We start from the raw sequence: 19,322 nt of genomic DNA, 5'->3' as shown, positions 1-19,322 counted from the left end.
TCAGATGTCCTTACCGGTCTTGCGCGAGATGCGAACGCTGCGCTCGGCGGCGTACGTCGACCCGTCGGGGCGACGCTTCTGGACCGTCTCACGGCGGTAGCCGACGCGAACCGGCTCGCCACCCTCGAGCAGCTGGACGTTGGAAACGTGGATCGGGGCCTCGGTGTTGACGATGCCGCCGGTGGTGCCGGCGCGGCCGCCCTGGTCCTGGACCTTGGTGTGCTTCTTGACGAGGTTGATGCCCTCGACGATCACACGGTCCTCCTGGGTGAGAACAGCGATCACCTTGCCGGAGCCGCCCTTGTCCTTACCAGCGATCACCTTGACGGTGTCGCCCTTCTTGATGTGCGAGCGACCCATCACAGCACCTCCGGCGCGAGCGAGATGATCTTCATGAACTTCTTGTCGCGCAGCTCACGGCCGACAGGGCCGAAGATGCGGGTGCCTCGCGGCTCGCCGTCGTTCTTGAGAATGACGGCGGCGTTCTCGTCGAAGCGGATGTACGAGCCGTCAGCGCGGCGGCGCTCCTTGACGGTGCGCACGATGACGGCCTTGACGACGTCACCCTTCTTCACGTTGCCACCGGGGATAGCGTCCTTAACGGTGGCGACGATGGTGTCGCCGATGCCGGCGTAGCGACGACCGGAACCACCGAGCACACGAATGCAAAGGATCTCCTTTGCACCAGTGTTGTCGGCGACCTTGAGTCGCGACTCCTGCTGGATCATTACTTCTCCTTGTCGAGCTGGTTCTCAACCGCATCCAGGGCGGTCGAGCCTTGCCGAACGTAATGGGATTTGATGGGCACAGGCCCAGCGAACAATGGTCGCTGGACCTGCGCCCTTTGGTCAATTTGGCGACGTTTGTCGCCAGCCGGATCCGTCTCTTACGAGACGAGGATCACTTGGCGCGCTCGACGACCTCGACGAGGCGCCACCGCTTGGTCGCGGACAGCGGCCGGGTCTCCATGACCAGGACGCGGTCGCCGATGCCGGCGGTGTTCTGCTCGTCGTGAGCCTTGAGCTTGCTGCTACGGCGCATGACCTTGCCGTAGAGCGGGTGCTTCACGCGGTCCTCGACCTCGACGACGATGGTCTTGTCCATCTTGTCGCTGACGACGAGGCCCTCGCGCACCTTGCGCGTGTTGCGCTCGGTGGTGTCCTGGGTGGACTCGGTAGCCATCTCAGGCCTCCTCAGTGGTCTCGGCACCCGGGGCCACGCGGATGCCGAGCTCGCGCTCACGCACCACGGTGTAGATCCGGGCGATGTCCTTCTTGACGGTGCGGAGCCGACCGTGGCTCTCCAGCTGGCCGGTGGCCGCCTGGAACCGGAGGTTGAACAGCTCCTCCTTGGCCTCGCGCAGCTTCGCCTCGAGGTCGACGTCGGTGAGCTCGTCCAGCTCGAACGCCTGCAGGGAGTTAGCCATCAGAACTCACCAGCCTCTCGCGTGATGAAACGGCACTTCATGGGCAGCTTGTGGATCGCGCGGCGCATCGCCTCGCGGGCCGTGGTCTCGTCGACACCGGAGAGCTCGAACATGACGCGGCCCGGCTTGACGTTGGCAACCCACCACTCGGGCGAACCCTTACCGGAACCCATGCGGGTCTCGGCGGGCTTCTTGGTCAGCGGGACGTCGGGGTAGATGTTGATCCACACCTTGCCGCCTCGCTTGATGTGACGAGTCATCGCGATACGCGCTGCCTCGATCTGGCGGTTGGTCACGTAGTGACCCTCGATCGCCTGGATGCCGTACTCACCAAACGCGAGCTTCGTGCCACCCTTGGCCACGCCAGTGCGCTTCGGGTGGTGCTGCTTGCGGTGCTTGACTCGACGGGGCATCAGCATGGGTCAGCCCTCCTGGGTCGTGGTCTCGGCGGCGGGAGCCTCAGCGGCAGCCGGCGCCTCAGTCTTCGCCGCGCGGTCAGCGCGGTTCGGGCGGTCACCACGGGAGCCACGCGACGGACGGTCGCCGCCACGGCCACCACGGCCGCCGCGCTCGCCACCGCGACCCGGGACGCCCGCACGGGCGGCCTGGGCGGCCTGACGCTCGGCACGCGAGCCGGAAACCTCACCCTTGTAGATCCAGACCTTCACGCCGATGCGGCCGAAGGTCGTGCGGGCCTCGTAGAAGCCGTAGTCGATGTCAGCACGGAGCGTGTGCAGCGGGACGCGGCCCTCGCGGTAGAACTCCGTACGCGACATCTCGGCGCCGTTCAGACGACCCGAGCACTGGATCCGGATGCCCTTGGCACCGGAGCGCATGGTGGTCTGCATGGCCTTACGCATCGCGCGACGGAACTGCACGCGACCGCTGAGCTGCTCGGCGACACCCTGGGCAACCAGCTGAGCGTCGACCTCGGGGTTCTTGACCTCGAGGATGTTCAGCTGAACCTGCTTGCCGGTGAGCTTCTCCAGCTCGGTGCGGAGGCGGTCGGCCTCGGCGCCGCGGCGACCGATGACGATGCCGGGACGCGCGGTGTGGATGTCCACACGGACGCGGTCACGGGTGCGCTCGATCTCGACCTTGGCGATGCCAGCCCGCTCCATGCCCTTGCTGAGCAGCTTGCGGATCTTGACGTCCTCGCCGACGTACTCCTTGTACTGCTTGTCGGCGTACCAACGCGACTTGTGGTCGGTCGAGATGCCCAGGCGGAAGCCGTTCGGGTTGATCTTCTGACCCATTACTTCTTACCGCCCTTCTCGACGACGTCGGCCGGCTGCACGACCAGGGTGATGTGCGAGGTCCGCTTGTTGATGCGGGTCGCACGACCCTGGGCGCGGGGACGCCAGCGCTTCATGGTCGGACCTTCGTCGACCATGGCGACCGAGACGACGAGGTCGTCACGGTCCAGACCCTCGGTCGTCACCGCGTTGGCGATGGCGCTCTCGAGAACCTTGTAAACAGTCTCGGAGGCTGCCTGCGGCGCGAACTGCAGCAGGGACAGAGCCTCGTCAACGGGCAGACCGCGGACCAGGTCGACGACGCGGCGTGCCTTCAGCGGGGTGATCCGCACGAAGCGGGCACTCGCGAAGGCACCCGGCTGGTCGCCGAGCAGGGAGTCGCGGCGGGCGCTGATGCGCTGCCGTTCGGTGGTGGTCATCGACGGCGTCCCTTCCGGTCGTCCTTGATGTGACCCTTGAACGTGCGGGTCGGGGCGAACTCGCCCAGCTTGTGACCGACCATCGAGTCGGACACGAAGACCGGGACGTGCTTGCGACCGTCGTGCACCGCGATGGTGTGACCGATCATCTCGGGCACGATCATCGAGCGGCGCGACCAGGTCTTGATCACGTTGTGAGTCCCCTTCTCGTTCTCGGCGTCGACCTTCTTCTGAAGGTGATCGTCGATGAAGGGGCCCTTCTTCAGGCTGCGAGGCATTGCTTACTTCCTACCCTTCCCGCTCTTACGGCGGCGGATGATCTGCGAGTCAGAGGCCTTGCGCTTACGCGTACGGCCCTCGGGCTTACCCCAGGGGCTGACCGGGTGACGGCCACCGGAGGTCTTACCCTCACCACCACCGTGCGGGTGGTCGACCGGGTTCATGACGACACCGCGGACGGTCGGGCGAACGCCCTTCCACCGCATACGGCCGGCCTTACCCCAGTTGATGTTGGACTGCTCGGCGTTGCCGACCTGGCCGACGGTGGCGCGGCAGCGCACGTCGACGAAGCGCATCTCACCCGAAGGCATGCGGAGCGTGGCCTTGGAGCCCTCACGAGCGACCAGCTGGGCGCTCATGCCGGCGGAGCGGGCGATCTTCGCGCCGCCACCGGGACGCAGCTCAACATTGTGGATGGTGGTACCAACCGGGATGTTGCGCAGCGGGAGGTTGTTGCCGGGCTTGATGTCGGCGGTGGGACCGGACTCCACGACGGTGCCCTGGCTGACGCCGACGGGCGCGAGGATGTAGCGCTTCTCGCCGTCGAAGTAGTGCAGCAGAGCGATGCGGGCGGTGCGGTTCGGGTCGTACTCGATGTGAGCGACCTTGGCCGGCACGCCGTCCTTGTCGTAGCGACGGAAGTCGATGATCCGGTACGCACGCTTGTGACCGCCACCGATGTGGCGGGTCGTGATGCGACCCTGGTTGTTGCGGCCGCCCTTCTTGGGAAGGGGCTTGGTCAGCGACTTCTCCGGCGTGGTCCGAGTGATCTCGGCGAAGTCGGCCACCGACGAGCCACGACGGCCCGGGGTGGTCGGCTTGTACTTACGAATAGCCATTTTCAGTCAGTCCTTCTCACGCGCCGAAGATGTCGATGCGGTCGCCCTCAGCCAGGGAGACGATCGCGCGCTTGGTGTCGGGGCGCTTGCCCAGGCCGTAACGAGTACGACGGGCCTTGCCCTTGCGGTTGATCGTGTTGACCGAGGTCACCTTGACGTCGAACACCTTCTCGACCGCGATCTTGATCTCGGTCTTGTTCGCGTCGGGGCGAACGATGAAGGTGTACTTGTTCTGGTCGAGGAGGCCGTAGCTCTTCTCGGAGACCACCGGCGCGATCAGGATGTCGCGGGGGTCGTAGTGCAGCGTGCTCACTTGTCGGCCTCCTTCTTCTTGCCGGCCTCAACGAAACCAGCCGCGATAGCGTCCTCGGCGGACTTGAAGTAGAACTCCGCCTTGGTGGACTCGTACCAACGGCCGCCCGGGGCGTGGAACTTCTTGTCCTTGCCCTTGACGTTGCCCTTGATGTCGAAGCCCTCGGGAGCCGAGCCGTCCTCGAGCGGCGCGACAGCGCCCTCGGGGAGGTCGATCTCCTTGGCGGGCTCGACAGCAGCCTCCTTGATCGCGTCCTTCTCGACCTCACCGATGGTGACGGTCTCCTTGGCGGCGACGACCGGCTTGCCCGAGATGAAGACCTCGAAGGCCGGCTTGGAGAAGACAACGTCGTCGGAGACGAGGACGTCGTAGGTGTTGAGCTGGTCGGCCCAGAGCAGGTGCACCTCAGGGGCGTTGCGCAGGCTCAGCGCGGCGACGGCCTCGGAGCGGTCCAGGACGACGAGGTAACGCTTGACGTCCGAGATCGCCTTGAGGGCGGTCAGCGCGGTCTTGGTCGAGGGCGCCTCGAGGGTGAACTCGGCCACGTGGATCTGGCCGGCACGAGCCCGGTCCGAGAGGGCACCGCGGAGAGCGGCAGCCTTCATCTTCTTGGGGGTGCGCTGGCTGTAGTCACGCGGCTGCGGGCCGTGGACGGTGCCACCACCGGCGAACTGCGGCGCGCGGGTCGAGCCCTGACGGGCGCGACCGGTGCCCTTCTGCTTGTAGGGCTTGCGTCCACCGCCGCGGACCTCGCCGCGGGTCTTGGTGGAGTGCGTGCCCTGGCGCGCAGCGGCCTGCTGCGCGACGACGACCTGGTGGATCAGCGGGATGTTGACCTCAACATCGAAGATCTCAGCCGGGAAGTCGACCTTGACAGTCTTGATAGCCATGATCAGGCCTCCAGCTTCTTAGCAGCCGAGCGGAGGACCACGAGGCCACCCTTGGGGCCAGGAATGGCGCCCTTGACCAGGATGAGGCCCTTCTCGGTGTCGACGGCGTGCACGGTCAGGTTCTGGGTGGTGACGGTGTCAGTACCCATGTGACCGGCCATGCGGACGCCCTTGAACACGCGACCCGGGGTGGCGCAAGCGCCGATCGACCCCGGCTTGCGGTGGTTACGGTGAGCACCGTGCGAAGCGCTGACACCGGCAAAGCCGTGGCGCTTCATGACACCCGCGAAACCCTTACCCTTCGAGGTGCCCGTCACGTCGATCTCCTCGCCGATGGCGAAGGTGTCGACGGGGAGCTCCTGGCCGGCGGAGTACGTCGCGGCGTCGGCGGTGCGGATCTCGGCCAGGTGGCGGCGCGGCGTGGTGCCGGCCTTCTCGAACTGGCCGGCGCCCGGCTTGTTCACCTTGCGGCCGTCGATCTCGCCGTAGCCGATCTGCACGGCGTTGTAGCCGTCGGCCTCGGGGGTGCGGACCTGGGTCACGACGTTGGTGTTCGCCGCGATGACGGTCACGGGGACGACGATGTTGTTCTCGTCCCACAGCTGGGTCATGCCGAGCTTGGTGCCCAGGAGACCCTTCACGTTGCGTTCGATCGTCATGTCGTCAACCTCAGAGCTTGATCTCGATGTCGACACCAGCAGGCAGGTCGAGCCGCATGAGGGAGTCAACAGTCTTCGGGGTCGGGTCGATGATGTCGATGAGGCGCTTGTGGGTGCGCATCTCGAAGTGCTCGCGCGAGTCCTTGTACTTGTGGGGCGAGCGGATGACGCAGTACACGTTCTTCTCGGTCGGCAGCGGCACCGGGCCGGCGACCTTGGCACCCGTACGGGTGACCGTGTCCACGATCTTTCGCGCCGAGGTGTCGATCACCTCGTGGTCATAGGCCTTGAGCCTGATGCGGATCTTCTGTCCCGCCATCTGTCTCTCTCGTCCTTCTTGGTCAGCGTGCCGCGTGCTACAGGCTTCCTCCGGCTGAGTCGGCCCGGTTGCTCACCTCTGGCTCCGACCCCCGCGGTCGGGCGTGTCGCTTATTTTCCACAAGCGAACGCCGAGTTCTCGACGGGACTTTCACCATCAGCTTCACTGGAACCACGCCTTCGGGATGGGCACACGGCGACCACAGACCACATCCAGGCAGACTGATCAGCCTGCTCAGGTGACGCGATTCAGTAGTCAAGGTGTGCACACCCCAGCGAACAGTTCACTGGAGCAACCAGAGAATCTTGTCACGCGTACGCAGGTGGCTCCAAATCAACGGTGTCGTCTGGGTCGCTCTGAGAGGATGCCCCCAACCGAGCGAGTTCGCCGGTCGTCGCGACGAGGAGCATCAGCATGTCAGGAGTGTGGCCACCCCCACCGGGTGAGCAACCTCAACAGGGCGCGGCGAACCCGTCGACCCCGCCCCCACCGGGCCAGCCGGTGCAGTCTCAGCCGGTGCAGCCGGTACAACCGGCGTGGACCCAGCCGCTGCCGCCTGCCCACAAGCCGGGAGCGATCCCGCTGCGTCCGCTGGGTCTCGGCGACATGCTCGACGGCGCCTTCCGGCTCGTACGCTTCAACCCCGGTGCCACAGTCGGCGCCTCGGTCCTCGTGGCGGCGGTCGCGATGGCCATCCCGCTGGGCGTGACCGCGGCGATGACCTTCACCGGCGACAGCCTGGACTTCCTCGGCACCTCGCTCGAGGATCCGGCCTACACGCCGGGAACCTCCGAACTCGTAGGTATGGTCACGGCATTCGGGTCGTACGTCGTCGGTGCGGTCCTGCAGGGGTTCGGCATGATCCTGGTGTCGGGGATGATCTCGCACGTCGCGCACGCGGCGGCACTCGGCCGCAAGCTCACGCTCGGGCAGGCATGGTCGGCAACGCACGGCAAGCGCTGGCGACTGGTCGGGCTGGCGACACTGTTCGCCGTCTTCGGCGTGCTCTCCTGGATCGTCGCCGCGGTTCCTGTGGTCGTGCTCGCGATCGTCGTGGACAGCCCCATTCCTGCGATCGTGGTCGGTCTCGCCATGATCCCGGTGCTGGTGGCCGCGTGGATCTTCGCCTCCACACGGCTCTACCTACTCTCCGTGCCGTCGCTGATGCTGGAGCAGAACGGTGTCTTCGGCGCGATCCGCCGGGCATGGAACCTGTCGAGGGGCCAGTTCTGGCGGCTCCTGGGAATCGCGCTGCTGACCACGATCATCGTCGGGTTCGCCTCACAGATCGTCGCGTTCCCGATCAGCCTGGTCGGCAGCGTGGTCGCCGTGGTCGCGCCGGAATACTACGTCTTGGCGACTCTCGGCAGCAGCGCCATCGCTCAGGTGATCGCGGCGGCCATCACGACCCCGTTCACGGGCGCGGTGACCAACCTGCAGTATCTCGACCAGCGCATCCGCAAGGAGTCCTACGAGGTCGAGCTGATGGAGCAGGCCGGGCTGCTGAGCAGATGATCCTCCTTCAACAGACTCCTCCTCTGACGCCGACGCCCGAGGAGGGTCGCTCCTGGCTTCGGCGCGAGCTGGCCGGGCCGGAGTACCACGACCTCGACCTCATCGAACGGATCCTGCGCTGGATCGAGCGCACCCTGTCCGACGGCCTCCCGTCGGCCGGCGAGGTGCCCTGGGCGCAGACCGTCGCCGCGATGGTCGTGTTCGCGGCGATCCTGGTCGGGCTCGGCCTGCTGGTCTCGCGGGCCCGGCGCAGTCCCCGGGTCGCCCGCGACCGCAACGGCGACGTCCTCACCGACGAGTCGCTCTCCGCGGCCGCGCTCCGGGCGCGGGCCGAGGCTGCGTACGCCTCGGGGGATCACGGCGCCGCGGTGATCGACGGGTTCCGGGCCCTGGCCAGACGACAGGTCGAGCGCGGCCGGCTCACGGACGACCCCGGGCTGACCGCAGCTGAGGTCGCGGCGAGCCTGGAGCGGGAGATGTCGCTCGAGGGCCGGGCCGGGCAGGCCGCGGAGCTGTTCAACGAGGTGCTCTACGGCGACCATCCCGCGACGCGTGAACAGGCCGAGGGCGTACTCGCTCTCGAGCAGGAGCTGGCGGTGGCGCGATGAGCTCCGAGACGCTGGTTGAGCCGCCGGAGCCGCTAGGCGAAGGCGTGTCGAAACCAACACGGTCGTCCGATGGTTGGTTCCGACGGAACAGGCCGATTCTGTACGTCGCGCTGGCCTTCGTCATCGCGGTCGTGCTGGCGTACATCGCAACGCCGAAGGGCGGGGAGTCCTATGCCGCCTACGACCCGGAGAGCCCCGACCCCGACGGCGCCCGGGCGCTGGTCCAGGTGCTCGAGGACCATGGCGTCGAGGTCGAGATCGTCCGCTCCTCGAAGCGCCTGGAGAGCACCGAGATCGGGCGGGACACGACGGTCTTCGTGACCGGCACCGACGCGCTCGGCGAGGACACCGCCTTCCGGCTGCGTGACCGCACCGACGAGGCCGACGACTTGATCCTGGCCGAGCCCGCGCCTTACGTGTCGGCGATGCTCGGCATCCCCTACGCCGTCGCCCAGACGCCGGAGAAGGTCGAGGCGGGCTGCGATGACCGGCGCTGGGAAGGGCTCAGCATCCAGGCCGACGCGGTCACTGCGTACGACGCCGGCTCCTGCTTCCCGCACGAGGGCGGCGCGGTGCTGGCGCCTGCGGAGGGCCTCACCGTCTGGGGTGCACCGCAGGTGCTGACCAACGACCAGATCCTGCGGGCGGACAACGCGGCGGTGGCGCTGCGGCTGCTGGGCGAGAACGACCACCTGGTCTGGTACGTCCCCTCTCTCGACGACCTCGCGCCCGACGAGGCCCACTCCCCCAGCTCGTTGCTGCCGCGCTGGATCAACCCGGCTCTGTGGCTCCTGCTGCTGGCGGTCGTCGCCTTCGCCATCGCCCGCGGGCGGCGGCTGGGTCCGCTGGCGGTCGAGCCGCTGCCGGTCCATGTCCGCGCCGGGGAGACGACGCGCAGCCTGGGCCGGCTCTACCGCCGTTCCGGCGACCGCACCCATGCCGCGACGACGCTGCGGCAGGCCGCCCGCACCCGCCTCGCCCAGCGACTGCGGCTGGGGCGCGATGCCACCCCGGAGGCCGTCGTACGCGCTGTCGTCCAGCGCACCGGACGGCCCGATCTCGAGGTCTCCGCGCTGCTCACCGATGCCCCGATCCAGAACGACCAAGACCTGATCACGCTGGCCAACGCGCTGGCGGCCCTTGAGGAAGAGGTACGACACCCATGACCCAATCCGAGACCATCGCCAACGTGTCGCCCGACGGCGCGCGGGAGCGGCTCACCGCGGTCCGGGCCGAGGTCGCCAAGGCAGTCGTCGGGCAGGACGCCGCGGTCTCCGGGCTGCTGGTCGCGCTGGTGTGCGGCGGCCACGTGCTCATGGAGGGCGTACCCGGCACCGCCAAGACCTTGCTGGTCCGGTCCCTGTCGGCGGCCCTCTCCGTGGAGACCCGCAGGGTGCAGTTCACCCCCGACCTGATGCCCGGTGACATCACCGGGTCGATGGTGGTCGAGTCCTCCCACGGCGAGCTCACCTTTCGGGAGGGGCCGGTCTTCACCAACCTGCTCCTCGCCGACGAGATCAACCGCACCCCGCCGAAGACACAGTCGGCGCTGCTCGAGGCGATGGAGGAGGGCCAGGTCTCGGTCGACGGGGTCACCCGCCCGCTGCCGCGCCCGTTCCTCGTGGCCGCGACCCAGAACCCGATCGAGTACGAGGGCGTCTACCCGCTCCCCGAGGCCCAGCTGGACCGGTTCCTGCTGAAGGTCGTCCTCCCGGTGCCTTCGCGCTCCGACGAGGTGCAGATCCTCAACCGGCACGCCTCCGGCTTCGACCCGCGCGACGTCGCCGGTGCCGGGGTCACCGCGGTCGCCTCGGGCGCCGACATCGAGGCCGCCCGACAGCACGTCTCGACGGTCCAGGTCTCCCCCGAGGTCACCGGCTACATCGTCGACATCGCCCGGGCGACTCGCGAGTCCCCGTCGCTGTCGGCCGGGGTGTCCCCGCGAGGCGCCACCGCGCTCCTCCGCTCCGCGCGCGCCTGGGCCTGGCTCGCCGGCCGCGACTTCGTGACCCCCGACGACGTGAAGTCGCTCGCCCACGCCACCCTCGCCCACCGCCTGGCCCTGCGCCCCGAGGCCGAGCTCGAGGGTGTCCAGGTTTCCCAGGTCCTCTCCTCCGCCATCGGCGCCGTCCCCGTCCCCCGATGACCATCACCTGGCGGGTCCCGCTGCTGATGCTCGCCGGCATCGTCCCGGTCGTGCTGCGGCCGACTGCCGGGACGGCGGCGGTGTGGATCCTGCTCGTGGTGGTGCTGGCGCTCCTCGACGTACTCCTGGCACCGAAGCCGGCGACCCTGGAGATCAGCAGGGTCCCGCTCGGCGGGATCAGGCTGGGCGAGTCGACGACGTCGGAGCTGGTGGTCCGCTCCCCCGCCCGCGGCTTCCGGGCGCTGGTGCGCGACGCCTGGCAGCCGACCGCCGGCGCTGGTCACAACCGGCATCGGATCCGGCTCGGGCGCGGCGACAGCACCAGGCTTCGTACGCCGCTGCAGCCGAGGCGCCGCGGAGATCTGCGCGCGTTGGGCGTGACGGTGAGGACGTACGGGCCCCTGGGTCTGGGCGCCCGGCAGCGCACGATCCCGGTGGAGGGATCGGTGCGGGTGCTGCCCGCCTTTGAGTCGCGCAAGCACCTGCCCTCGCGGCTTCAGCGTCTGCGCGAGCTCGACGGCCGGGCCGCGGTCCGGGTGCGCGGGCAGGGGACGGAGTTCGACTCGCTGCGGGAGTACGTCCGCGGAGACGACGTGCGCTCCATCGACTGGCGCACCACCGCCCGCTCCCGCACCGTCGTGGTCCGCACCTGGCAGCCCGAGCGGGACCGTCGCGTGGTGCTGGTGCTCGACACCTCCCGCACCTCGGCGGGCCGGATCGAGGGCGCCGGCGGCGGGGTGCCGCGGCTCGATTCCGCGATGGACGCCGGGCTCCTGCTCGCCGCCATCGCCTCCCGGGCCGGCGACCGGATCGACTTCATCGCCGGCGACCTGCGCGTACGCTCCCGGGTCCGGCTCGCCGGCCAGCGCGACGTCACCCAGCGGCTGCAGGAGACGATGGCCGACCTCGAGCCGGTCATCGCCGAGGCCGACTGGTCCAACCTCGCCGGCGCGGTCGCCGGCCTCGGCCGCCACCGCGCGCTCGTCGTCCTGCTGACTCCCCTCGACCCGCATGCGATCGAGGAGTCGCTCCTCCCCGTCCTCCCGGTTCTGACCCAGCACCACCGCGTCGTCATCGCCTCCGTCCGCGACCCCGAGCTCGAGGCCACCGCCGCCTCCCGCGACATTCTCGAGGACGTCTACGCCGCAGCCGCCGCCGAACAGACCCTCCGCCGCCGCGACCACACCGCCGCCATGCTCCGCACCCTCGGCGTCGACATCGTCGACGCCGACGCCGAGTCCCTCCCGCCCGCTCTAGCCGACCACTACCTGCAGCTCAAGGCCACCGGCCAGCTCTGAGGTCGATCAAGCCTCGCACGCGTCGGGCTTCGACATCACCAGCATCGTGGTCGACTCTTGCGGCACGAGCGCGCCGGGGTCCTGCCGCACCTCGGCCTCGAGCGCCGCGACGCCGGTACGAAAGTCCTCATCGGGCATTCGCACGAGAGTCGACAGCGTACGCAGCCGGAGCCGTTCGAACACCTCGCCCTTGGTCTCCGCGGACGGCATCTCCACCCGTACGAGCCCGGGCGACGGCGCCAGCCCAGCGGCCGAGAAGATCTCGATCTCCTCGGCGAGCGGGCGATACATCGCCGCATCCACCTTGGCACCGTGCGGGAAGTGACGCAGCCACCAGAGGTCGGGCATCAGGTCACTGAACTGCGCACGGCACAGGAGTACGCCACCCGGCCGGAGCACGCGCGCGATCTCCTCGGCACCGCGGGAACGGTCCGTGACGTGATGCCAGGCAAGAAACATCAGGCAGTAGTCGACCGACTCGTCCTCGAGCGGGATCTCCTCAGCGCTGCCGGGCAGATAGCGGACGTCCTCGTGCGCCGACGACCGCTTGGCCGTCTCGCGCATCCCTGTTGAGGGTTCGACCCCGACAACGGGCCCGAACGTATCGGCGAGCATCGGCGAAAAGCGCCCGGTGCCCGATCCGAGATCGAGACCGACGAGCGGTCTGCGCCGTGGCAATCGCTGGGCGAAGGCATCTGCCCAAGCGGCGTACTGCTCCGCCTTCAGTGCTCGACCACGGGCGTAGTCGCGGTGGATGGGACCGTCATAATTGGTCTTGGACATGAGCGCTCCTGGACGTGATCAGGTAGCGACTTCACTCAACCAGGCTTTTGTCCCGTCAGATGCCCTTCACCGATGGCGGCGAAGGGTCGCAGCGCTCGGACCAGGCATGCCCATGGCACCGGAACCCTAGCTGCGTCCCGTCGTGGCCCAACGCTAGCGCGTGCCGGCATGTCAGTCGAGCAGGCGAAGATCGAACTGGTCGGCAACCGCTGAGTGGATGTCGGAGTCGGGGACAAGGTAGACAACGACACTCTGGCTTTCGTCCGCGACGGAGACAAGATATCGACCCGCCTGCCAGAACTCAGCCGAAAAAGCATACGGCGCGACCTGGACGAAGCTTTCCCAGAGTCGGTCATCGGCCGAGTCCACAAGGCTCGTCATCGCATAGTTCTCGGACTCCGCTTTCGTTCCCTTGAGCGATCGCAGGAAGGCTCGGGCATCAACGACCGCAGGCGGCGCCTCCGCGAAGGCCGGCATGTCGGTCTGGAACTCAGATCCATGGGGCCGAAGCAGCCTCAACAGCGCTCGAACCTGATCCCGCTGCTCGTCCTCGGTCGCAACGTGCGGAAACTCCACCGCGTACGCCTTGGGTCTGGCCGCTCTGGATCTCCGCCACCATGCCACTGGATCCCTCATTCAACTCGAAGCTCTTCAGACCAACCGTTGAAGAACGCCACCAGGTCGGGCACGGAATCTTCATCGAGGGGGAACTGTCGAGCGTTGATCTGATTCACCATGCGCGCCATCTGACCGAACACTCTCCGGTCGAACCCTAGGTCCCGCTCAGCCGCCAGCTTCAGCAGTTTCGGTTTGCCGAACCGTTGGGCGAGGTTGAACACATCGACGAAGTCCCGTGGGGCTGCACGGCCGAAGAGAGCCAGTGTCTTGCGCCCGGCATTCTCCTCCAAACCGATCGTTGGTCCGAGGAACGTGACCGTCGGCGGCAGGATGAGGCTGGCATCGATGCCGAGGTCGACCTCGATCTTGTCGTCGGCGCCGATGACAGAGAGGCGTACGAACTCGTCGGCCTCCCAGACGATCGCCGTCTGCCAACCACGATCGCGACATCTCGCGACGAATGCGGCTTTCGCGGCAGGCACGTCTCCTTCTCCACGTGCAGCGAAGAAGTCGAGGTCGTCAGTGACCCGCTCGACCGCACCTAACGCGATCAGCGCGGCACCACCTGCGAGGAGAAACCCTTCAGACTCCGGGAGATCGAAGAATGTGCGGGCAACTTCTTCCTGGAAGGCCGTGATGAGATCCGTCTGGCTCATCGCTAGGCGGCCTCTCGGAAGTCCGACACGGCGCTCTGCCACGCCTGACGGATCTCGGGCGGCACGAACATGTCGTCCCACATGTCGACGAGCTGGCGGCCGTCGACATAGTCGACCAGGACCGATGGGGTCGCCTCCAGCATGAGCGTGCGGTACGCGAGTGCTCGGTCGTTCCAGTCGGCAAGGTCGAAGGTGCCACCGCCGCCCGACCAATGAACGCTGTGCGGCAAGGTGACGGTCGCGGTGGCCCGTTCCGGGTCGAGCCGCCACAGGCGATTCGGCACAGACAGCGGTCGGCCGATCCGGCTCATCACGGTGCGGAACGAGACGAGCCCGCTCGGCGTACGCACCATCTCGATCGGATCGGGCTCGTCGGAGACCTCGAGTCCAACGGCTCGCATCACGTCGGCGACCTTGCGGAGCTCGGCGCGGCCGTGGCCGGCCTCGAGCTCGATGACGAATCGGCGGCCGACCCCCGCAAGCTCGGCGAGCTCGGCCTGAGTCAGGCCAAGCGTCTTGCGCACGCTGCGCACGAGCTCGCCGATCTCGCCTGGGGACATTGTTGCCATGTCCCCAGCGTACGCTCAAATGTTCCCGACTGGGAACATTCAGGACTGGGTGGCGACGCGGTCCTCGAGCAGGCGGTCGTCGATGTCGCCGGTCTCGCCGCGGGAGGCGGCGGCGCGGCCGACGATGAAGACGTACGCGAAGAAAGCGAGCTCGGCGAGGATGCCGATGCCGACGCGGGCCCAGGTGGGGAGAGGTGAGGGGGTGACGAAGGCTTCGATGATGCCGGAGATCAGGAGTACGACGATGAGGCCGAGGGCGATGCCGGCGGCGGTGCGGCCCTCTCGCGCCATCGATTGCCCTCGGGTCAGCGAGCCGGGGTCGATCCATGACCAGAAGATCCGCAATCCGACGGCGCCGGCGACGAAGACGGCGGTCAGCTCCAAGAGACCGTGGGGAAGGATCAGGCCCCAGAAGAGGCCGCCGCGGTCGTGGCGGTGCATCAGGGTGCCGAGGATCGCCAGGTTCGAGATGTTCTGGAACATCGAGTAGATCACCGGCAGCCCGAGCACACCCAGGGCGATGCAGATGAACGAGACCCAGACGTTGTTGACCCAGACCTGGGTGGCGAACGACGAGGCCGCGTGCTCGCTGTAGTAGCCCTCGATGTCGTGCTCGACCAGCTGTTTGACCTGCTCCGGCCCGAGCAACGACTGCTCGACCTCCGGGTGGCGCAGCAGCCACCAGATCATCACCGCGGTGACCACGACGTTGGCGACCATCATCCCCAGCCACCACCAGCGCAGCCGGTAGAGCGCGGCCGGGAACCGATGCGTGAAGAACCGCAGGAAACCGGACCAGGTGCTCGTCCGGGTGCCGGTGGTGCGGTTGCGGGCAGCGGCCAGCAGCACCGAGAGATGCTGGACGACCGTCGGGTCAGGTGCGTTGCTGCGTACGACCGAGAGCTGGGTGCTCACCCGCTGGTAGAGCTCGACCAGCTCGTCGGCCTGGGCACCGCTCAGCCGACGCTCGGCCAGCAGCTGCTCGAGCCTGGTCCGGTCGGCGGCGGTAGCGGCCAGATACGCGTCGAGATCCACGCCCGCAGCGTACGCTGACCGCCATGACCTCCGCGCCGCAATCGCCCGAGCGAGGCCCCCAGGAACGGCCCCAGGAACGCGCACTGCTCACCGAGGACGACCTGGTCACCGGCGACGCAGTCGCCCTCGACCTGCCGGCCGCCGGGCTGGGTATGCGGCTGCTGTCGGGCCTCATCGACGTGATCGTGGTGATGACACTGCTGATCGTGACGCTGTTCGTCTTCCTGACCGCCGCTCCCGCGACCGACGAGGCTCTGGCGTGGGCCGCCTACATCGCGGCCACCGCCTCGGTCCTGGTGGTCTTCCCGACGGCCATCGAGACACTCACCCGCGGCCGGTCGCTCGGCAAGCTCGCGCTGGGCCTGCGTACGGTGCGTGACGATGGTGGGGCGATCAGCTTCCACCACGCGTTCGTACGCGCCCTGATCGGCGTCGTCGAGATCTACGCCACCAGCGGCGCCGTCGCCTTCCTGTCCGCGATGATCCACCCACGCGGCAAACGGCTCGGCGACATCGCGGCCGGGACGTACGTCATCCGCGTACGGGTGCCGCTCCGTCCCCCGACGCCGATCCAGATGCCCCCTGGGCTCGCCGCCTGGGCCTCCCGCGCGGACGTCGCCACCATCCCGGTCGGCCTGTCCCTGGCGGTGCGACGGTTCCTCTCCGGCGAGGTCGGCACCTACACCGACCCGGTCCGCCGCCACGCTCTCGCCGAGCGCCTGGCGACCCACATGCAGACGTACGTCGCCCCTGGCCCACCTCCGGGCACTCCGCCCGAGGCCTACCTGGCTGCGGTGCTCGCCACCCGCCGCGATCGGGACGCGGCCCGGCTCGCTCGCGACGCGGAGCTCCGGGCGAGGCTCACTTCACGCTAGGGCGCGCAAGGCGCTTGGCGCTCAGCCCGACTGACTTCAGCTCCAGCGCAGCCAGCTTCGTGACCACGTCGACGTCGCCTTCGCGCCACGCCCTGACCGGGTCGTCGCTGATCTTCACGAGCTTGTGCAGCGGCTGGGTCGACATCGCGCGCAGCGCCACGAGATCGGCGGCCGTGCCCGCCTCGAGGAACCGCTGGGTCGAGGTCGCGTTGCGGATGAACCGCCACCGCAGAGGCACGTAGACCATCAGCCACATCAGCACCGGGACGACCACGACCGCGATCGCCAGCCCGAGCGCGATGCTGGAGACGGCCTCGACCTGCGCCTCCCCCGCCGCACGGAGCTGGTCGGCGGCCTTCGCGGCACCCTCGAACGGGACCGCGATGCCGTCGTTGACCAGCGGCAGGTCATCGACCTTCCCGGCGGCCTCGAGCATCTTCGCGGAGAGCGAGGTGCCGGCGTCGTCCATCTTCTCGCCGGGTACGGCGAGCGCCGAGACCATCTCGTGGACGAACCTGCCGAGGAGGACCCATCCGACGATCCACGCCACCGTCATCAGGTCGGCGAACAGTTGGGCGGCGAGGCGCGTGGGCCTGTCGGCGTACAACTTCATGCCGCTGATCTTGGCGGTTCTGCGCCTACAGATCAGTCACGACACGGGTAGTTCGGGTCAACGCCGGTAGAGCAGGTCAGTGATGACCCGATCCTTGGCCAGTCCCTTGCGCTCGAACTTGGTCACCGGGCGCTCGTCCCAGCGGTCCACCACTCCACCGCTCAGCAGCGGCTCGGCGTCGAGGACCTCGACCATCTGCTCGGCGTACTCGACCCAGTCGGTCGCCAGCCGCCACATCCCGCCGGGCGCGAGCCGTTCCGCGATCATCCGCGCGTTGGCGGGAGTCACCAGGCGCCGCTTGTGGTGGCGGGTCTTGTGCCACGGGTCAGGAAAGAACGTCCAGACCTCGCTGACCGACTCGGGCTCGACGAGGTTCTCGAGCGTCCAGAGTGCGTCGACGCTGCAGAACCGCACATTCGTCGCGCCTGCTGCGCCCACCCGGGCGAGGCTCTCCGCGACCCCCGGGCGCCACACCTCCAGCGCCAGGATGTTGGCCTCGGGACGGTTGGCCGCCAGCACCGCGGTCGCCTCTCCCACGCCGCCGCCGATGTCGACGATCAGGGGTGCCTTGCGGCCGAACCAGCTCTCCAGCGAGAAACCGGGCTCGTCGACCGCCTCGTCGGGGATGACCCACTCCTCGGCGTACGCGTCCCAGGCGCGCTGCTGCTTGGGGTCCAGGCGGCTGCCGCGTCGGGTGTAGGTGAGGACCTCTCTTACCGTGCGGCCGTCATCCAGCAGCTTCTGGTGAGGCCGCGCGGGGTGGAGTGGGTGGTTTGGCTCTGTCATCTCTTCTTGCCTTGGTCTCGTGGCGCGCCGACGCGGCGCAATCCGGTCCTCGCTTCGCTCCGGTCCGTTTGCGCCGAGTCAGCGCTTTCCTAAGCAGCAAGGAGCATCTAGTCCAACGCGAAAGGCCCCCTTCGCCTTGCGGCTCCGGGGACCTTCCACGTTGGATCAGACGATCACTTGATGATCTTCGTAACCCGACCCGCGCCGACGGTGCGACCGCCCTCACGGATAGCGAACTTCAGACCCTCGTCCATCGCGATGGGCTGGATGAGCTCGACCGACATCTCGGTGTTGTCACCCGGCATGACCATCTCGGTGCCCTCGGGGAGGGTCACAACGCCGGTCACGTCCGTGGTCCGGAAGTAGAACTGCGGACGGTAGTTGTTGAAGAACGGGGTGTGACGGCCACCCTCCTCCTTCGAGAGGATGTAGACAGAGCCCTCGAAGTTGGTGTGGGGGGTCGTGGTGCCCGGCTTGATGACAACCATGCCGCGCTCGACGTCCTCGCGCTTGGTGCCGCGGAGCAGCAGCCCGACGTTCTCGCCGGCCTGGCCCTCGTCGAGCAGCTTGCGGAACATCTCGACGCCGGTGACGGTCGACTTCTGCGAGGTCTCGCGGATGCCGACGATCTCGACCTCCTCACCGACCTTGACGATGCCGCGCTCGATACGACCGGTGATGACGGTGCCACGACCGGTGATCGTGAAGACGTCCTCAACGGGCATCAGGAACGGCTTGTCGGTCTCACGAGCCGGGGTCGGGATGTAGTCGTCGACGGCCTGCATGAGCTCGGCAACCGAGTTCATCCACTTCTCCTCGCCCTGCAGGGCGGGGTAGGCGGCAACGCGCACGACCGGGAGGTCGTCACCCGGGAACTCGTACTCGCTGAGGAGCTCGCGCACCTCCATCTCAACGAGCTCGATGAGCTCCTCGTCGTCGACCATGTCGCACTTGTTGAGCGCGACGACGATCGACGGCACGCCGACCTGGCGGGCCAGGAGCACGTGCTCCTTGGTCTGCGGCATCGGGCCGTCGGTGGCGGCAACCACGAGGATCGCGCCGTCCATCTGCGCGGCACCGGTGATCATGTTCTTGATGTAGTCCGCGTGACCCGGGCAGTCGACGTGAGCGTAGTGACGCGACTCGGTCTGGTACTCGATGTGCGCGATCGAGATCGTGATCCCGCGCTGGCGCTCCTCGGGGGCCTTGTCGATGTCCTCGAACGCGAACTCCGGGTTCAGGTCCGGGTACTTCGCGTGCAGCACCTTCGAGATCGCCGCGGTAAGGGTGGTCTTACCGTGGTCGATGTGACCGATGGTGCCGATGTTGACGTGCGGCTTGTTCCGCTCGAACTTCGCCTTAGCCACTGTGGGCTCCTCCTGGTGTGATTTTCTTACTGACTCGTACTGAAAGGTGTTGC

At 67.9% G+C, this 19,322-nt stretch carries 27 protein-coding genes; 6 read left to right on the top strand and 21 right to left on the bottom strand.

Annotated elements, in window-relative coordinates:
* The 13 genes from rplX to rpsJ form a co-directional block, all read right to left on the bottom strand.
* Nucleotides 1-360: a 50S ribosomal protein L24 gene (gene rplX, locus AB0F44_RS09245; protein WP_091052390.1), complete on the bottom strand. Its 360-nt coding sequence runs from the start codon at nucleotides 358-360 to the stop codon at nucleotides 1-3.
* Entirely contained in the window at nucleotides 360-728 is a 369-nt protein-coding gene (gene rplN, locus AB0F44_RS09240; protein ID WP_008361015.1) for a 50S ribosomal protein L14, read from the bottom strand. Before rplN ends, rplX begins: the two co-directional genes overlap by 1 nt.
* A gap of 172 nt (nucleotides 729-900) precedes the next feature.
* Nucleotides 901-1,182, bottom strand: a complete 282-nt coding sequence (gene rpsQ, locus AB0F44_RS09235) for a 30S ribosomal protein S17 (protein ID WP_336734596.1) — start codon at nucleotides 1,180-1,182, stop codon at nucleotides 901-903.
* Nucleotide 1,183: 1 nt separating this feature from the next.
* Nucleotides 1,184-1,426, bottom strand: a complete 243-nt coding sequence (gene rpmC, locus AB0F44_RS09230; protein WP_292648878.1) for a 50S ribosomal protein L29 — start codon at nucleotides 1,424-1,426, stop codon at nucleotides 1,184-1,186.
* Complete coding sequence (gene rplP / locus AB0F44_RS09225) at nucleotides 1,426-1,845, bottom strand: 50S ribosomal protein L16 (protein ID WP_141806215.1); 420 nt, start codon at nucleotides 1,843-1,845, stop codon at nucleotides 1,426-1,428. The genes rpmC and rplP overlap by 1 nt, the downstream gene beginning before the upstream one ends.
* A 3-nt stretch (nucleotides 1,846-1,848) precedes the next feature.
* Nucleotides 1,849-2,682, bottom strand: coding sequence for a 30S ribosomal protein S3 (rpsC, locus tag AB0F44_RS09220; RefSeq protein ID WP_350660660.1), 834 nt, complete (start codon nucleotides 2,680-2,682; stop codon nucleotides 1,849-1,851).
* Nucleotides 2,682-3,101, bottom strand: coding sequence for a 50S ribosomal protein L22 (rplV, locus tag AB0F44_RS09215; protein ID WP_160027010.1), 420 nt, complete (start codon nucleotides 3,099-3,101; stop codon nucleotides 2,682-2,684). The genes rpsC and rplV overlap by 1 nt, the downstream gene beginning before the upstream one ends.
* Nucleotides 3,098-3,379, bottom strand: coding sequence for a 30S ribosomal protein S19 (gene rpsS / locus AB0F44_RS09210; protein ID WP_008361004.1), 282 nt, complete (start codon nucleotides 3,377-3,379; stop codon nucleotides 3,098-3,100). Before rpsS ends, rplV begins: the two co-directional genes overlap by 4 nt.
* Nucleotides 3,380-3,382: 3 nt before the next feature.
* Nucleotides 3,383-4,219, bottom strand: a complete 837-nt coding sequence (gene rplB / locus AB0F44_RS09205) for a 50S ribosomal protein L2 (protein ID WP_091052382.1) — start codon at nucleotides 4,217-4,219, stop codon at nucleotides 3,383-3,385.
* Nucleotides 4,220-4,235: 16 nt separating this feature from the next.
* Complete coding sequence (gene rplW / locus AB0F44_RS09200; RefSeq protein WP_008360999.1) at nucleotides 4,236-4,532, bottom strand: 50S ribosomal protein L23; 297 nt, start codon at nucleotides 4,530-4,532, stop codon at nucleotides 4,236-4,238.
* Nucleotides 4,529-5,422, bottom strand: coding sequence for a 50S ribosomal protein L4 (rplD, locus tag AB0F44_RS09195; protein ID WP_357354710.1), 894 nt, complete (start codon nucleotides 5,420-5,422; stop codon nucleotides 4,529-4,531). Before rplD ends, rplW begins: the two co-directional genes overlap by 4 nt.
* Nucleotides 5,423-5,424: 2 nt before the next feature.
* A complete protein-coding gene (gene rplC, locus AB0F44_RS09190) occupies nucleotides 5,425-6,081 on the bottom strand; it encodes a 50S ribosomal protein L3 (RefSeq protein WP_357354708.1) in 657 nt (218 codons plus the stop codon).
* A gap of 10 nt (nucleotides 6,082-6,091) precedes the next feature.
* Entirely contained in the window at nucleotides 6,092-6,400 is a 309-nt protein-coding gene (rpsJ, locus tag AB0F44_RS09185) for a 30S ribosomal protein S10 (RefSeq protein WP_008360994.1), read from the bottom strand.
* A gap of 516 nt (nucleotides 6,401-6,916) precedes the next feature.
* On the opposite strand from rpsJ, the gene AB0F44_RS09180 reads away from it, so the two are divergent.
* The 5 genes from AB0F44_RS09180 to AB0F44_RS09160 are packed head-to-tail and all read left to right on the top strand — an operon-like array spanning nucleotide 6,917 to nucleotide 11,967.
* Nucleotides 6,917-7,915 carry a glycerophosphoryl diester phosphodiesterase membrane domain-containing protein gene (locus tag AB0F44_RS09180; protein ID WP_357354706.1) on the top strand — a complete coding sequence of 333 codons (999 nt, stop codon included), beginning with the start codon at nucleotides 6,917-6,919 and terminating at the stop codon, nucleotides 7,913-7,915.
* Complete coding sequence (locus AB0F44_RS09175; RefSeq protein ID WP_357354704.1) at nucleotides 7,912-8,523, top strand: DUF4129 domain-containing protein; 612 nt, start codon at nucleotides 7,912-7,914, stop codon at nucleotides 8,521-8,523. Before AB0F44_RS09180 ends, AB0F44_RS09175 begins: the two co-directional genes overlap by 4 nt.
* Nucleotides 8,524-8,567: 44 nt before the next feature.
* On the top strand, nucleotides 8,568-9,689 hold the full coding sequence (locus tag AB0F44_RS09170; protein ID WP_357354702.1) for a DUF4350 domain-containing protein: 1,122 nt from the start codon (nucleotides 8,568-8,570) through the stop codon (nucleotides 9,687-9,689).
* Nucleotides 9,686-10,669, top strand: a complete 984-nt coding sequence (locus AB0F44_RS09165) for a MoxR family ATPase (protein ID WP_350660676.1) — start codon at nucleotides 9,686-9,688, stop codon at nucleotides 10,667-10,669. Before AB0F44_RS09170 ends, AB0F44_RS09165 begins: the two co-directional genes overlap by 4 nt.
* Nucleotides 10,666-11,967 carry a DUF58 domain-containing protein gene (locus AB0F44_RS09160; RefSeq protein WP_357354700.1) on the top strand — a complete coding sequence of 434 codons (1,302 nt, stop codon included), beginning with the start codon at nucleotides 10,666-10,668 and terminating at the stop codon, nucleotides 11,965-11,967. Before AB0F44_RS09165 ends, AB0F44_RS09160 begins: the two co-directional genes overlap by 4 nt.
* A gap of 6 nt (nucleotides 11,968-11,973) precedes the next feature.
* On the opposite strand, the gene AB0F44_RS09155 is transcribed toward AB0F44_RS09160, so the two are convergent.
* From AB0F44_RS09155 to AB0F44_RS09135, 5 genes are all read right to left on the bottom strand, one after another.
* Nucleotides 11,974-12,750, bottom strand: coding sequence for a methyltransferase domain-containing protein (locus AB0F44_RS09155; protein ID WP_357354698.1), 777 nt, complete (start codon nucleotides 12,748-12,750; stop codon nucleotides 11,974-11,976).
* Nucleotides 12,751-12,921: 171 nt separating this feature from the next.
* Entirely contained in the window at nucleotides 12,922-13,326 is a 405-nt protein-coding gene (locus AB0F44_RS09150; protein ID WP_357354696.1) for a hypothetical protein, read from the bottom strand.
* A 56-nt stretch (nucleotides 13,327-13,382) separates the two neighbouring features.
* A complete protein-coding gene (locus AB0F44_RS09145; protein ID WP_357354694.1) occupies nucleotides 13,383-14,024 on the bottom strand; it encodes a nucleotidyl transferase AbiEii/AbiGii toxin family protein in 642 nt (213 codons plus the stop codon).
* Nucleotides 14,025-14,026: 2 nt separating this feature from the next.
* Nucleotides 14,027-14,593: a helix-turn-helix transcriptional regulator gene (locus tag AB0F44_RS09140; RefSeq protein WP_357354692.1), complete on the bottom strand. Its 567-nt coding sequence runs from the start codon at nucleotides 14,591-14,593 to the stop codon at nucleotides 14,027-14,029.
* Between the two features lie 39 nt (nucleotides 14,594-14,632).
* The gene (locus tag AB0F44_RS09135; protein ID WP_357354690.1) at nucleotides 14,633-15,628 is read right to left on the bottom strand and encodes a stage II sporulation protein M; all 996 of its coding nucleotides are present in this window, start codon (nucleotides 15,626-15,628) and stop codon (nucleotides 14,633-14,635) included.
* A gap of 23 nt (nucleotides 15,629-15,651) precedes the next feature.
* Here AB0F44_RS09135 and AB0F44_RS09130 point away from each other — a divergent pair, with 23 nt between their 5' ends.
* Entirely contained in the window at nucleotides 15,652-16,503 is an 852-nt protein-coding gene (locus tag AB0F44_RS09130; protein ID WP_357354688.1) for an RDD family protein, read from the top strand.
* Here AB0F44_RS09130 and AB0F44_RS09125 read toward each other — a convergent pair.
* The 3 genes from AB0F44_RS09125 to tuf form a co-directional block, all read right to left on the bottom strand.
* Complete coding sequence (locus AB0F44_RS09125) at nucleotides 16,490-17,116, bottom strand: hypothetical protein (RefSeq protein WP_357354686.1); 627 nt, start codon at nucleotides 17,114-17,116, stop codon at nucleotides 16,490-16,492. The two genes, AB0F44_RS09130 and AB0F44_RS09125, sit on opposite strands and share 14 nt — an antisense overlap.
* Nucleotides 17,117-17,173: 57 nt before the next feature.
* Nucleotides 17,174-17,902: a tRNA (guanosine(46)-N7)-methyltransferase TrmB gene (gene trmB, locus AB0F44_RS09120; RefSeq protein ID WP_357354684.1), complete on the bottom strand. Its 729-nt coding sequence runs from the start codon at nucleotides 17,900-17,902 to the stop codon at nucleotides 17,174-17,176.
* A 173-nt stretch (nucleotides 17,903-18,075) separates the two neighbouring features.
* Entirely contained in the window at nucleotides 18,076-19,269 is a 1,194-nt protein-coding gene (gene tuf, locus AB0F44_RS09115; protein ID WP_160026986.1) for an elongation factor Tu, read from the bottom strand.
* Between the last annotated feature and the right edge of the window lie 53 nt (nucleotides 19,270-19,322).

The sequence above is a fragment of the Nocardioides sp. NPDC023903 genome, from assembly GCF_040639295.1.
In the GTDB taxonomy this organism is placed as follows: Bacteria; Actinomycetota; Actinomycetes; order Propionibacteriales; family Nocardioidaceae; genus Nocardioides.
The sequence above is the reverse complement of the archived record's forward strand: the minus strand, read 5'-3'. Positions and strand labels throughout refer to the sequence as shown.